The sequence below is a fragment of the Kitasatospora sp. MAP12-44 genome (assembly GCF_029892095.1).
Taxonomy (GTDB): domain Bacteria; phylum Actinomycetota; class Actinomycetes; order Streptomycetales; family Streptomycetaceae; genus Kitasatospora.
Window position 1 is genome coordinate 6482161 of sequence record NZ_JARZAE010000004.1, and the last position, 15636, is coordinate 6497796.

Annotated in this window: 3 protein-coding genes; all 3 read left to right on the plus strand. The window is 73.7% G+C overall.

The annotated features are described in order from the left end of the window. Positions 1 to 284 precede the first annotated feature (284 nt). From P3T34_RS29630 to P3T34_RS29640, 3 genes are read left to right on the plus strand one after another with little or no spacing between them, the layout of a single operon-like run. Positions 285 to 1283 carry a ketoacyl-ACP synthase III gene (locus P3T34_RS29630; RefSeq protein ID WP_280669086.1) on the plus strand — a complete coding sequence of 333 codons (999 nt, stop codon included), beginning with the start codon at positions 285 to 287 and terminating at the stop codon, positions 1281 to 1283. Beyond that, positions 1280 to 2242: a mycothiol conjugate amidase Mca gene (gene mca, locus P3T34_RS29635; RefSeq protein ID WP_280669087.1), complete on the plus strand. Its 963-nt coding sequence runs from the start codon at positions 1280 to 1282 to the stop codon at positions 2240 to 2242. The genes P3T34_RS29630 and mca overlap by 4 nt, the downstream gene beginning before the upstream one ends. Then, a complete protein-coding gene (locus tag P3T34_RS29640; RefSeq protein ID WP_280669088.1) occupies positions 2229 to 15635 on the plus strand; it encodes a type I polyketide synthase in 13407 nt (4468 codons plus the stop codon). The genes mca and P3T34_RS29640 overlap by 14 nt, the downstream gene beginning before the upstream one ends. The last annotated feature ends 1 nt before the right edge of the window (position 15636 follow it).

A 15636-nucleotide genomic window follows, 5' to 3' on the forward strand; every position in this document is an offset into this window, starting at 1 on the left:
CGTCACCCTTCCAGGGTGGCGGGGCATCGCTGTGATCAGAGCGTGGGACGGGGGTTCGGGACGTGGGGCGTATGGGGCCCGGTTAGGGGTTGGCGATCACCGGGCGCGTTCATAGTGTGCTTTTCGAACGCATCGCATCGCAGCATCACAGCGCAGCCCATCTGCCGACCTGCCGCACCGAATTGATGGACAGGTATCGGGAATTGCATGCATCAGGGCACCCGGAACTGCCCGGTGCGCCCGAATTCCGGCAGCCCCTGTCTCGCGAAAGGCGTACTCATATCGTGGCAAGGACATCGGTCGGGATCCTGGCAACCGGCTCCTACCTCCCGAAGGAAGAGGTGTCCAACGAGGAAGTGGCACTGCGGGTCGGTGCCACCGCCGAGTGGATCGAACGCAAGACCCAGATCAGGTCGCGCCGGTACGCGGCGCCCAGCGAGGCCACTTCGGACCTCGCCGCGCAGGCGGCCGCGGAGGCGCTCACGCAGGCCGGACTGGCCGCCGAGCAGATCGACTACCTGATCGTCGCGACCTCCACCGGGGACTCCCCGCAGCCGCCGACCGCGTGCCTGGTGCAGGGCCTGCTCGGCGCGGACAAGGCGGTCTGCTTCGACATCAACGTGGTGTGCAGCGGCTTCGTCTACGGGCTGGCGCTGGCCGAGAGCCTGCTGGCGCGCCGGCCCGGCTGCCACGCGCTGGTGGTGGCGGCCGACGTCTACTCGCGCATCCTCGACTTCACCGACCGCCGTACGGCGGTGCTGTTCGCGGACGGCGCCGGCGCGGCGGTGCTTGGCCATGTGGACGAGCCGGCCGGGATCCTGGAGTTCGGGCTGATCAGCCAGGGCAACGCGCACGGGCTGATCCGGGTGGAGGCCGGCGGCAGCCGGCTGCCCGCCTCGGCCGAGACGGTGGCGGCCGGCGAGCACTACTTCCGGATGGACGGCCGCGGTGTGCGCGACTTCGTGCTGGAGCACGTGCCGCCGGCGCTGGCCGCGCTCGCCGAGCGGGCCGGGCACCCGCTGGCCGAGGTGGACCACTTCGTCCCGCACCAGGCCAACGGCGTGATGCTGGACCAGCTGGTGGTGGCCGCCGGGCTGGAGCGGGCTCAGACGCACAAGACGCTGGTCGAGTACGGCAACGTGGGCAGTGCGTCCATCCCGGTGGCCCTGGACGCGGCCAACCGGGCGGGCCTGCTGCGCGAGGGCGAGCTGGTGCTGCTGGCCGGCTTCGGCGGTGGCATGGCGATCGGCTCCTGTCTGGTGCGCTGGGTGGTGCCGTCATGACGATGCGGTTGATGGCCGTGCACGCGCACCCGGACGACGAGTCCAGCAAGGGCGCTGCCACGATGGCCCGTTACGCGGCGGAGGGCGTCGAGGTGCTGGTGGTCACCTGCACCGGCGGCGAACGCGGCGACATCCAGAATCCGGCGGCCGACCGCCCGGGGGTACGGGAGAACCTCGGAGCGGTGCGGCGGGCCGAACTGGCGCTCGCCTGCGAGATCTTGGGAGTACGCCAGCGCAACCTCGGCTTCGTCGACTCGGGCCTGCCGGAGGGCTGGCCGCTGCCGCCGCTGCCCGAGGGCTGCTTCGCGAGCCGTCCGCTGGACGTCGCCGCGGCTGAACTGGTCAGGGTGGTCCGGGAGTTCCGGCCGCACGTGATGCTGACCTACGACCCGAACGGCGGCTACCCGCACCCGGACCACATCATGTGCCACCAGGTCTCGGTGGCGGCCTTCGAGAGCGCCGGGGAGGCCGGCTGCTGCCCCGGCACGGGCCGGCCGTGGCAGCCGTCGAAGCTCTACTACCACGTGGGCGGCTCGCACCCCGAGCGGATCGCCGCCCTGCGGGCCGAACTGCGGGCCCGCGGCGCGGACCTCTCCGACCCCGCGCTGTCGGCGCAGCTGATGCGGCTCTGGCAGCACGACCCGACCCCGCTGCTGCCGCTGACCACCCGGGTGCCGTGCGGCGACTGGTTCGAGACCCGGTTCCGCGCCCTCCAGGCGCACGAGACGCAGATCGATCCGGACGGTTTCTGGTTCATCCACCCGCCGGACCTGCTGCGTGCCGCCTGGCCGACCGAGGACTACTACCTGGCCCGGTCGACCGTCCCGGTGCAGCTGCCCGAGGACGACCTGTTCGCCGGCATCACCCCCGACACGTCCTGGCCGCCGCTCCCTGCCGCCAGACCGTTCCACCCGACCGCGACCGAGCACACCGAGGGACTGGCCGATGTTCTCCACTGATGACGAGGCGATGGGCGACGCGATCGCGATCGTCGGGATGGCCTGCCGCCTCCCCAAGGCGCCGGACCTGGACTCCTACTGGCGGCTGCTCAGCGCGGGCACCGACGCGGTCACGACCGGGCCGTCCGACGGCCGTTCGGGACTCGGCCAGGGGGCGTTCCTGGACGGGATCGGCATGTTCGACCCGGACTTCTTCGGGATCTCGCCGCGCGAGGCGGCCGCGATGGACCCCCAGCAGCGGCTGATGCTGGAGCTCGGCTGGGAGGCGCTGGAGAACGCCGGCATCGTGCCCGGCACGCTGATGGGCAGCCGCACGGGTGTCTTCGTGGGCTCGCTGGGCAGTGACTACACCACCCTGACGCTGAACGGCGGCGCCGACGCGGTCGGCCCGCACACCCTGACCGGGCTGCACCGCAGCATCATCGCCAACCGGGTCTCGTACACGCTGGGCCTGCAAGGACCCAGCCTGACCGTGGACACCGGGCAGTCCTCCTCGCTGGTCGCGGTCCACATGGCCTGCGAGAGCCTGCGCACGGGTGAGTCGACGCTGGCCGTGGCCGGCGGGGTGAACCTGCACACCGCTCCGCAGAACCTGCGGGTGGCCGAGCAGTTCGGCGGGCTCTCCCCGGACGGGCGCTGCTTCACCTTCGACGAGCGGGCCAACGGCTACGTCCGGGGCGAGGGCGGCGGGGCGCTGGTGCTCAAGCGGCTCGCGGACGCGCTGGCCGACGGCGACCCGGTGTACTGCGTGATCCGGGGGAGTGCGGTCAACAACGGCGGCGCGGGGGCCGGGCTGACCGTGCCCAGCGAGTCCGCCCAGGCGGACGTCATCCGGCTCGCGCACGAGCGGGCCGGCACCGACCCGGCCGAGGTCGGCTATGTCGAGCTGCACGGCACCGGGACCAGAGTGGGCGACCCGATCGAGGCGGCCGCGCTGGGTGCCGTGATCGGCGCCGCCCGTCCGGTGGGCTCGCCGCTGCTGGTCGGCTCGGTGAAGACCAACATCGGCCATCTGGAGGGCGCGGCCGGCATCGCCGGCCTGATCAAGACCGCGCTGTGCGTGCGCAACCGCGCGCTGCCGGCCAGCCTGCACTTCCGGCGGGCCAACCCCGCCATCGCGCTGGAGGAGCTCAACCTCCAGGTGAACACCGAGCTGCGGCCCTGGCAGCAGGACGGTGCCCCGGCTCTGGCCGGCGTCTCCTCGTTCGGCGTCGGTGGCACCAACTGCCACCTGGTGATGCAGAGTTGGGACACGGCGGCGGAGCGGCAGCAGAGCGCCCCGGCGCCGCTGACCGGCGGGGGGCTCGCGCCCTGGCTGCTCTCCGCCCGCACCGAGGACGCGCTGCGCGACCAGGCGGCGCAGCTGCTGGCGTACGCGCTCCGCAACCCCGGACTCGACCCGGACCAGGTCGCCCGCTCGCTGGCCACCGAGCGCACCGCCTTCGAGTGCCGCGCGGTGGTGCTCGGCGAGGACCGGGCCGAGCTGCTGAACGGCCTTGAGGCGCTCGCCGAGGGGCGTCCGGCCGCGAAGGTCATCGAGGGTCAGGTGGGCGAAGTCCCCACCGATGGTGTGGTGTTCGTGTTCCCGGGTCAGGGTTCGCAGTGGGCCGGGATGGCGTTGGAGTTGCTGGAGGCCTCGCCGCGGTTCGCGGAGCGGATGCTGGAGTGCGATCGGGTGATCGCGGTGCATGCGGGGTTCTCGGTGCTGGAGGCGCTGCGGGACACCGGTGGTGTGCATGATCTGGAGCGGATCGATGTGCTGCAGCCGGTGCTGCTGGCCATCATGATCAGCCTGGCCGAGGTGTGGCAGGGGTTGGGGATCGCTCCCGACGCCGTGATAGGCCACTCTCAGGGTGAGATCGCGGCCGCATATGTCGCGGGTGTGCTGAGTCTGAGCGATGCTGCGCTGATCACGGTGACCCGCAGCCGGCTCTTCCAGCAGCACCTGACCGGCAACGGCGCGGTCGCCGCGGTCAACCTCGCTCCCGAGCAGGCCCAGCCCTACCTCGACCGCTACCCGACGCTGACGGTGTCGGGGCACAACAGCGCGCGCAACATCACGGTCTCCGGGGACGGCGTGGCGCTGGCCGCGCTGGTCGAGGAGTTGACGGCGCAGGGCGTGCAGGCCCGGGCGATCCCCTCCACGGTGGCCAGCCACGGTCCGCAGGTGCAGCCGCTGCACGACGAGCTGATTGCCGTACTGGCCCAGGTCAGCGCGCACCCCGCCCGCACCCCCTTCCACTCCACGGTCACCACCACCGCCCTGGAGGGCACCGAGCTCACCGCGCCGTACTGGTTCCAGAACGCGCGCCGGCCGGTCAACCTGCACCAGACCATCCACCAGCTCGCCACCACCGGCCACCACACCTATCTGGAGGTGAGCCCGCACCCGATCCTGACCCACCACATCCAGGACACCGCCGAGGCCACCGGCACCCCCACCCACACCCTGGGCACCCTGCACCGCACCGACGGCACCCCCACCCGGCTGCTCACCAACGCCGCCCACCTGTGGACCCACGGCCACCCCATCACCTGGCCCCACACCCACACCCCCACCACCCACACCGACCTCCCCAGCTACCCCTTCCAACGCCACCACTACTGGCTCACCACCACCTCCGACAGCAGCAGCAGCGAGCAGGAAGCCGCGCCGGTGTCCGCGCCGGTACGGGCGCAGGAGCCGGCGCAGGAGCCGGCCACCCGTCCGGCCAAGAAGTCCTCGCTGCGCGAGCGGCTCGCCGAGCTCAGCGGCAACGAGGCCGAGCGCCTGGTGCTCGACCTGGTCCGCACCCATGTCGCCGCCGTCTCCGGCCGCGACTCGCTCAACTCCCAGCAGGCCGGCCAGGCGTTCAAGCACCTGGGCTACGACTCCGTGATGACCGTCGAGCTGCGCAACCGGCTCGCCAAGGCCACCGGGCTCAATGTGCCGAGCAGCGCGATGTTCGACCACCCGTCGGCCGCCGCGCTGGCCGGCTACCTGCGCGCCGAGCTGCTCGGCGGCTCCGCCGGCTCATCCCGCGCGGTGACCGCCAACCGCCCGCCGGCCTCCTTCCAGGACGAGCCGATCGCCATCGTCAGCATGGCCTGTCGCTACCCGGGCGGGGTGCGCTCGCCCGAGGACCTCTGGCAGCTGGTGGTCGACGGCGTCGACGCGATCGCCGGCTTCCCGACCGACCGCGGCTGGCGGCTGGACGAGCTGTACGACCCGGAGCTCTCGCGGACCGGCACGACCTACGTCCGCGAAGGCGGATTCCTGTACGAGGCAGCCGAGTTCGACCCGGCCTTCTTCGGCATCTCGCCCCGCGAGGCGCTCGCCATGGAGCCGCAGCAGCGCCTGCTGCTGGAGACCTCCTGGGAGGCGTTCGAGCGGGCCGGCTTCGACCCGGTGGCCCTGCGCGGCAGTCGCACCGGCGTCTTCGTGGGTGCGATGTCGCTGGACTACGGCCCCCGGCTGCACGAGGGCTCGGCCGAGGTCGAGGGCTACGCGCTGACCGGCACCACGTCCAGCGTGATCTCCGGCCGACTGGCCTACACCTACGGCCTGGAGGGGCCCGCGGTCACCGTGGACACCGCCTGCTCCTCCTCGCTGGTCGCCATCCACCTGGCCTGCCAGTCGCTGCGCTCCGGCGAGTCCTCGCTGGTGCTGGCCGGCGGCGCCACCGTGATGCCCACCCCGGGCCTGTTCGTCGAGCTCAGCCGGCAGCGGGCGCTCTCCCCGGACGGGCGGTGCAAGGCCTTCTCGGCCGACGCCGACGGCACCGGCTGGGGCGAGGGCGTCGGCATGGTGCTGCTGGAGCGGTTGTCCGACGCCCGCAAGCACGGCCACCCTGTGCTGGCCGTGCTGCGCGGCTCGGCGATCAACCAGGACGGCGCCTCCAACGGCCTCACCGCCCCCAACGGCCTCGCTCAGCAGCGGGTGATCCAGCAGGCGCTGGCGAACGCGGGTCTGGCCTCGGCCGAGGTGGACGCCGTCGAGGCGCACGGCACCGGCACCAAGCTGGGTGACCCGATCGAGGCGCAGGCGCTGCTCGCCACCTACGGTCAGCAGCGCAGCCGCCCGCTGCTGCTCGGTTCGCTGAAGTCCAACATCGGACACGCCCAGGCGGCGGCCGGGGTGGGCGGCGTGATCAAGATGGTGATGGCGCTGCGCAACGGGCTGCTGCCCAGCAGCCTGCACGTCAACTCGCCGACGCCGCACGTGGACTGGACGTCGGGTTCGGTCGCGCTGCTGACCGAGGCGACGCCCTGGCCGGAGACCGGGCGACTGCGCCGGGCCGCGGTCTCCTCGTTCGGCATCAGCGGCACCAATGCGCACGCCATCCTGGAGCAGGCCCTGGAACCGGCCGAGGGCGTCGTCGTGGCGCCGGTCGAGGAGCAAGGGGAGCAAGGGGCCGACCAGGCCGAAGAGTTGCTGACCGAGCCCGCCCTGCCGCTGCTGCTCTCCGCCGTCGGTGAGCCGGCCCTGCGGGCCCGGGCCGCCCAGTTGCTGGAGTTCGCCGAGGCCGACCACGAGCTCGAACCGGCGGCGCTGGCAGCCGCGTTGGTCGGGCGCAGCGCTCACTCGCACCGGGCCGCGGTGTTCGCCGCCGACCGGGCGGGCATGCTGAGCGCGCTGCGCGCCCTGGCCGAGGGCGAGCCGCATGCCGCGGTGGTCACCGGAACGGTCGGTGACACCGATGGTGTGGTGTTCGTGTTCCCGGGTCAGGGTTCGCAGTGGGCCGGGATGGCGTTGGAGTTGCTGGAGGCCTCGCCGCGGTTCGCGCAGTGCATGCTGGAGTGCGATCGGGTGATCGCGGTGCATGCGGGGATCTCGGTGCTGGAGGCGCTGCGGGACACCGAGGGCAGGCACGATCTGGAGCGGATCGATGTGCTGCAGCCGGTGCTGCTGGCCATCATGATCAGCCTGGCCGAGGTGTGGCAGGGGTTGGGGATCGCTCCCGATGCCGTGATAGGCCACTCTCAGGGTGAGATCGCGGCCGCATATGTCGCGGGTGTGCTGAGTCTGAGCGATGCGGCGCTGATCACGGTGACCCGCAGCCGGCTCTTCCAGCAGCACCTGACCGGCAACGGCGCGGTCGCCGCGGTCAACCTCGCTCCCGAGCAGGCCCAGCCCTACCTCGACCGCTACCCGACGCTGACGGTGTCGGGGCACAACAGCGCGCGCAACATCACGGTCTCCGGGGACGGCGTGGCGCTGGCCGCGCTGGTCGAGGAGTTGACGGCGCAGGGCGTGCAGGCCCGGGTGATCCCCTCCACGGTGGCCAGCCACGGTCCGCAGGTGCAGCCGCTGCACGACGAGCTGATGGCCGCACTGGCCCAGGTCAGCGCGCACCCGGCCCGCACCCCGTTCCACTCCACGGTGACCACCACCGCCCTGGAGGGCAGCGAGCTCACCGCGCCGTACTGGTTCCAGAACGCGCGCCGGCCGGTCAACCTGCACCAGACCATCCACCAGCTCGCCACCACCGGCCACCACACCTATCTGGAGGTGAGCCCGCACCCGATCCTGACCCACCACATCCAGGACACCGCCGAGGCCACCGGCACCCCCACCCACACCCTGGGCACCCTGCACCGCACCGACGGCACCCCCACCCGGCTGCTCACCAACGCCGCCCACCTGTGGACCCACGGCCACCCCATCACCTGGCCCCACACCCACACCCCCACCACCCACACCGACCTCCCCAGCTACCCCTTCCAACGCCACCACTACTGGCTCACCACCGACAGCGCGACGGACGTCTCCTCGGCCGGTCTGACCGACCCGGAGCACCCGCTGCTCGCCGCCACGCTCGAACTCGCCGACGGCGACGGCCTGGTACTGACCGGACAGCTGTCCCTGCGCAGCCACCCCTGGCTGGCCGACCACGCGGTGCGCGGCACCGTGCTGCTGCCCGGCACCGCCTTCGCCGAGCTGGCGCTGCACGCGGCGGAGGCCGTCGGCTGCGACCTGGTCGACGAACTCACGCTGCACGCACCGCTGTTCCTCGGCGAGCAGGGCAGCGTCCAACTCCAGGTCGCGCTGACCGGCGCGGGCGCCGCCGAGGCGGACGGCACCGGCCGGCGCACCGTCACCATCCACGCCAGGCCGACCGCCGAGGCCGCCTGGACCTGCCACGCCACCGGAAGTGTCTGCGCCGCCGAGGAGATCGCCGACCACCCGGGCCTGAGCGGCAGTTGGCCGCCACCGCAGGCCAAGCCGGTCGAACTCACCGACGCCTACGCCCGGTTGGCCGACTGCGGCTATGAGTACGGCCCGGCCTTCCAGGGCCTGACCGCCCTGTGGCGGCGCGGCGGCGACCTGTTCGCCGAGGTTTCCCTGCCCGCCGACCAGCACGCCGCGGCCGCCGCCGGCTTCGGCATCCACCCGGCCCTGCTGGACGCCGCCCTGCACCCGATGGCCCTGCTGCCACTGCTGGACGGGACGGGGGAGGAGCTGCGACTGCCGTTCAGCTGGAGCGGCCTGCGGCTGCACGCCACCGGGGCGACCAGCCTGCGCGTCCACCTCACGTCGCAGGGCCCGGACCGGGTGGCGCTCACCGTCACCGACCCGACCGGCGCGCCGGTCGCCACCGCGAGCTCGCTCAGCACCCGCCCGGCCGCGGCGCCCGCAACCAGCGGCGGCAGCACCACCACCGGCGGTCTCTTCCAGCTCGACTGGACGGAGCTGCCCGAGCCGGACGGATCGGCTCAGGGCGCGGCCAGTTGGGCCGTGCTGAGTCGGCACGGCCAGGAGGGCCTGTTCGGCTCCCCGGTGGTCACCGACCTCGCGCAGCTGGCGGTGGTCCCCGACGTCCTGCTGCTGCCCTGGAGCACGCCGCTGACCTGCACCGACCCGGCGCAGGAGACCCACCGCGCGGCGGTCGAGCTGCTGACGATCCTGCAGGACTGGCTGGCGGACGAGCGGTTCGCCGACAGCAGGCTGGCGATCGTCACCCGCGGCGCCATCGCCACGCACGCCGACGAGGACGTCCGCGACCTGCCCGCCGCCGCGCTGTGGGGGCTGGTGCGCAGCGCGCAGTCCGAGCAGCCGGGCCGCATCGTTCTGCTCGACCTGGACCACCGCTCGGAGGCCGGCGGCCTGCTGCGCGCGGCGCTGGCCGCCGACGAGCCGCAACTCGCAGTCCGTGACGGCAAGTTGCTCGCCGCTCGGCTGGCCGGGCGCGGACCGTCGGACGCCCTGGCGCTGCCCGAGGGCAGTGACCACTGGCGTCTCGAAGTCGCCGAGCCGGGCAGCCTTTCCGGCCTCGCGCTGGCCGAACACCCCGAACAGGGACGGCCGTTGGCGGCCCACGAGGTCCGGGTCGCGGTGCGCGCCGTCGGGCTGAACTTCCGCGACGTGCTGATCGCCCTGGACATGTACCCGGACCAGGCGCTGCTCGGCACCGAGGGCGCCGGCACTGTGCTGGAGACCGGCACCGAGGTGACCGGCCTGGCCGTCGGCGACCGGGTGGCGGGCCTGTTCGCGCAGGGCATCGGCGCGGTGGCGGTCACCGACCACCGGCTGCTCACCCGGGTGCCGGCGGGCTGGTCCTTCGCCCAGGCCGCCAGTGTGCCGATCGTCTTCCTGACCGCCTACCACGGCCTCACCGAGCTGGGCGGCCTGCGGGCCGGCGAGCGGCTGCTGCTGCACTCCGCGACCGGCGGGGTCGGCCTGGCCGCCCTGCAACTGGCCAGGCACCGGGGAGCGGAGGTCTTCGCCACCGCGAGCCCGGCCAAGTGGGACACCCTGCGGGCGTTCGGCCTGGACGAGGCGCATATCGCCTCATCCCGCGACCTCGCCTTCGAGGAGTCCTTCCGCGCCGCGACCGGCGGCGCCGGGGTGGACGTCGTCCTCAACTCGCTGGCCCGGGAGTTCACCGACGCCTCGCTGCGGCTGCTGGGCGCCGGCGGGCGCTTCATCGAGATGGGCAAGACCGACCCGCGCGACGCCGGCCAGGTGGCCGACGCCCACCCGGGCGTGCACTACCAGGCCTTCGACCTGCTGACGCTGGCCCCCGAGCGGATCCAGCAGATGCTGACCGAGCTGATGGCCCTCTTCGAGAGCTGCGTGCTCCAGCCGATCGCGCTGCGCACCTGGGACATCCGCCAGGCGCCGACCGCGTTCCGCTTCCTCAGCCAGGCCCGGCACATCGGCAAGGTGGTGCTCACCCTGCCCGCGCCGCTGGACCCGGCCGGGACGGTGCTGATCACCGGCGGTACCGGCACCCTGGGCGGGCTGCTGGCCCGTCACCTGGTGACCGGTCACGGCGTGCGCCACCTGCTGCTCACCAGCCGGCGCGGCGAGCGGGCGCCGGGCGCCGAGCAGCTGCGCGAGGAGCTGGCCGGGCTGGGCGCGCAGGTGACCATCGCGGCCTGCGACACCGCCGACCCGGGCGAGCTCGGCGCGCTGCTGGCCGCCGTCCCGGGCGAGCACGCGCTGACCGCGATCGTGCACGCTGCGGGCCTGCTGGACGACGCCACCCTGCCCAACCTGACCGCCGAGCAGCTGCACGCCGCGCTGCGGCCCAAGGCCGACGCGGCCTGGCAGCTGCACCGGCTGACCGAGCACCTGGACCTCAGCGCGTTCGTGCTGTTCTCCTCGGTGGCCGGCACCCTCGGCAACGCCGGGCAGGCCAACTACGCCGCGGCGAACGCCTTCCTGGACGCGCTGGCGCAGCACCGGCACACCCGCGGCCTGCCCGCCCGCAGCCTCGCCTGGGGCTACTGGGCGCAGAGCAGCGGGATGTCCACCCACCTCACCGACGCCGACCGGGCCCGACTGGCCCGCTCCGGCAGCACCCCGCTGGCCACCGCCGACGCGCTCGCGCTGTTCGACGCGGCACTGGCCGGTGACCGCGCGGTGGTGCTGCCGACCAGGATCGACGCGGCGGCGCTGCGCGGCGGTCCCGTACCGGCGCTGCTGCGCGGCCTGGCGCAGGCCGCCCCGGCCCGTCGCACCCGCCGTACGGCACTGGCGGCGACCACCGCGGCCGAGCAGGGCGCCGGCTCCGGGCTGGGCGGCAAGCTGGCCGGCCTGCCGGAGGCCGAGCAGCACCGGCTGCTGCTGGACCTGGTGTGCGCCAACGCCGCCGTCGTGCTGGGCCACCAGGACACGGGCGCGGTGGGCACCGGGCAGGCGTTCAAGTTCCTCGGCTTCGACTCGCTGACCTCGGTGGAGCTGCGCAACCGGCTCGGGGCGGCGACCGGGCTGCGGCTCCCGGCCACCCTGCTCTTCGACAACCCGACGCCCACCGCCGTCGCTCGTGCGCTGCGCGGGCTGCTGCTGCCGGACAGTGCGCAGCCGCAGGTCGCAGAGCACGGGCAGGAGCAGCAGCCGCTGCCGGCCCGGCGCGGCGCCGGCGAGCACGAGCAGGTCCGCGAGCCGATCGCGGTGGTCGGCATCGGCTGCCGGTTCCCGCAGGCCGAGAGCCCCGAGGCGTTCTGGCGGATGCTGGAGGAGGGCGTCGACGCGGTCGGCCCGGTGCCGGCCGACCGCTGGGACCCGGTGGCGTACGCCCAGGCGCACCCCGACGTGGTGAGCGACCGGGTGCCGGTCGAAGCCGGCTTCCTGGACGGCCCGGTGGACGGTTTCGACCCGCTCTTCTTCGGCATCTCGCCGCGCGAGGCCCAGGAGATGGACCCGCAGCAGCGGCTCTTCCTCGAGGTCGCCTGGGAGGCCCTGGAGGACGCCGGGCTGGCCAACGAGTCGCTGGCCGGCAGCCGGACCGGGGTGTTCGCCAGCGCGATCTGGCACGACTACGCCGAGCTGGCCGCGCCCGACGTGGACGGACTCTCGCCGCACTCGGCGACCGGGCGGGCCCTCAACATGGTGGCCAACCGGCTCTCCTATGTGCTGGGCCTGCGCGGACCGAGCTTCATGGTGGACAGCGCCTGCTCGTCCTCGCTGCTGGCGGTGCACCTGGCCTGCCAGAGCCTGTGGGCGGGGGAGTCGACCGCGGCCATCGCGGGCGGCGTCAACCTGCTGCTCAACCCGGCCAACATGGTGTCCATCACGCAGTTCGGCGGACTGTCGCCGGACGGCCGCTGCAAGGCCTTCGACGCCAGCGCCGACGGCTTCGGCCGGGGCGAGGGCTGCGGGGTGGTGGTGCTCAAGCCGCTCTCCCGGGCGCTGGCCGACGGCGACGAGATCTGGTGCACCATCCTCGGCTCGGCCGCCAACAACGACGGCCCGAGCAACGGCCTGACCGCGCCGAGCAGCGCCGCCCAGGAGGCCGTCCTGCGGGACGCCTGCCGACTGGCGGCGGTGGCGCCGCAGGAGATCCACTACGTCGAGACGCACGGCACCGGCACGATGCTGGGCGACCCGATCGAGGCGAGCGCACTGGGCGCGGCGCTGACCCGGGAGCGGGCCGACGGCGAGCGGCTGACGATCGGTTCGGTCAAGACCAACCTGGGCCACCTGGAGGCCGCGGCCGGCATCGCCGGGTTCATCAAGACGGCGCTGACGCTGAAGAACCGGCAGATCCCCAAGAGCCTGCACTTCGACAACCCCAACCCGCACATCGCCTTCGACGAGCTGCGCCTGCGGGTGAACACCGAGCTGGCCCCCTGGCCGCAGGACCGTCCGCTGCTCGCGGGCGTCAGCGCCTTCGGCTGGGGCGGCACCAATGTGCACGCCGTACTGGAGGGCTGGCGTCCCGAGGACTCGGGCGAGGGCCGGCCCCGGCAGGAGAGCGAGATGACCCCGCACACCCCGCAGAGTGAGACCGAGGACCTCGACAGCGAACTGTTCGCCCTCTCCGCCCGGACCCCGGAGGCGCTGGCGGCGCTGGCGGGCCGGATGGCGACGGCGCTGGCCGGGCCGGACACCGCGCTGGCGGACGTCTGCGCCGCCGCCGCGCGCCGCACGGCGCAGCCGCACCGGCTGGCCGCGGTGGCCGGCAGCAGCACGCAGCTGGCGGCCGCGCTGGCGGCGCACGCCGCGGGTGAGGCGGCGGCCGGCCTGGCGGTCTCCGAACGGGCCGCCGACACCCCGCCCAAGATCGCCTTCATCTTCCCCGGCCAGGGTTCGCAGTGGATCGGCATGGGCCGGGAGCTGCTGCGCACCGAACCGGCCTTCCGGGAGTCGATCGAGGCCTTCGACCGGGCCGCCGCGCAGTTCGTCGACTGGTCGGTGCTGGCGGAGCTGGCGGCCGACGAGGAGTCGTCCCGGCTGAGCCGGATCGACGTGGTGCAGCCGGTGCTGCTGGCCGTCGAGATCGCGCTGGCCGCGCTCTGGCGCTCGTGGGGCGTTGAGCCCGACGCGGTGGTCGGCCACAGCATGGGCGAGATCGCGGCGGCCTGCGTGGCCGGGGCGATCGACCTGGTGGACGCGGCCCGGATCATCTGCCTGCGCAGTCGGCTGATGCGCCGGCTGAGCGGCCTGGGCGCCATGCTGGCGGCCGAGTTGACGATGGACGAGGCGCAGGCGGCGATCGCGGGCCAGGAGGAGCTGGTCTCGATCGGGGTGAACAACAGCCCCCGTTCGACCGTGCTGTCGGGCGATGTCGGTGTGCTGGAGCGGATCGCCGCCCAGCTGGAGCAGGACGGCGTGTTCCACCGCTGGGTCAAGGTGGACGTCGCCTCGCACAGCCCGCAGATGGAGCCGCTGCGCGCGGAGCTGCGGGAGGCCCTGAGCGAGGTGGTCCCGCGCCGCGCCACGGTGCCGATCTACTCCACCGTCACCGGTGAGGTGGTGGACGGCACCGGGATGCGGGCCGAGTACTGGGTGGAGAACCTGCGCCGGCCGGTGCTGTTCTCGGACCGGATCGAGCGGCTGCTGCGGGACGGCGTGCAGGCCTTCATGGAGATGAGCCCGCACCCGATCCTGCTGCCCTCCGTCGAGCAGGTGGCCGCGCACATCGGCGCCACCGCGGCCGTGCTGCCCTCGCTGCGCCGCCGGGAGGACGAGCGGGGCAGCCTGCTCGGCTCGCTGGGCCGGCTGTTCACGCTGGGGCTGCCGGTGGCCGCCAGCCGGGCGATGGCCACCGCCGCCCGCCGGGTGAAGCTGCCCAGCTACCCGTGGCAGCGCGAGTCGTTCTGGCTGCGTGCCGACGTCGCGCCCGGCTCGGCCGGCACCGGGCACCCGCTGCTCGGCGAGCGGCTGGACTCCGCGGTGCAGCCCGGCGTGCACTACTGGCAGCGCGACTTCGATCTGCGCACCGCCGCCGTGGGCGACCACCGGATCGGCGGAGCCGCTCTGGCGCCCGGCGCCGCGTACGCGGAGATGGCGCTGGCGGCGGCCGCCGAGCTGCACCCGGAGACCCGCTTCGCGGCCTGCGAACTGGCCTTCCACGAGCCCCTGGTGGTGCCGGACAGCGGCACCCGCCGGGTGCAGACGGTGCTTACCGAGATGGGCGCGGAGGCGACCGTCCAGCTCTTCGCCCAGCGCTCGGGGGCGATGGTCAAGGTCGCCGAACTGATCCTGACCCCGCAGGCGGAGCGGCCTGCGCCGGACCGCCTGGACCTCGCCGAGATCCAGGACCGGATGGCCGAGGCGCTGGACGGCGCCGCGTACTACCGCCTGCTGGCGGCCCGGGGCGTCGCGTACGGCCCGGCGTACCAGGGCATCGAGCGGATCTCGCGCACCGCGGGCGAGGCGCTGGCCCTGCTGCGGGTGCCCGAGCAGGTGCGGACCAGGGCGGCCGGATTCCGGGTCCACCCGGCGATCCTCGACGCGGCGCTGCAGGCGGCGGTCGGCCCGGTGCTCGGCGAGGGCTGGGGGGTCGAGGAGAACCACGGCTTCCTGAGCCAGGGCATCGGCCGGATCCTGGTCCACCGGCGTCCGGGCCCGGAGCTCTGGGCGCACGCGGTGCTGCGCGCCGCCGGTCCTGACGGGCCTTGGGAGGCCGACGTCCGGGTCACCGATCCGGACGGTGCGGTGGTGCTGGAGGCGGACGGCCTGCGGATCGTCCGCCAGGACGCCCGGGTGGCGGCGGCGGTGACGGCGCCGGTCGACCAGGCCGCGCCCACCGCTGCGAGCGTCCGGGAGCTGCTGCTGGCGGTGGCGCCGGGCCCGGAGCGCCGGGCGGCGCTGGAGTCGGTGCTGCGCGAGACGGTCGCCCAGGTGGTGCAGCTCTCGCCGAGCCGGATCGACTCCGATCTGCCGCTGCGCGGCCTCGGCATCGACTCGGTGATGTCGCTGGAGCTGCGCAACCGGCTGGAGGCCCGCCTGAGCGTGCGGCTGTCGGCCACCTTGATCTGGAACTACCCGACCATCCGCGAGATGGCGCCCTTCCTGGCCGGGAAGATCGGCATCCCGCTGGAGGAGGTCGAGCAGCCGGAGGATCCCACCGCCGCGGCCCCGGCCGCCGGGCCGGCCTCGCAGGGCGCGCCCACTGACAGTCCCGAAGACCTTCTCGAGCGTGAACTCGCCGAGTTGACACAGCGGTTGGAGAACATCTGAG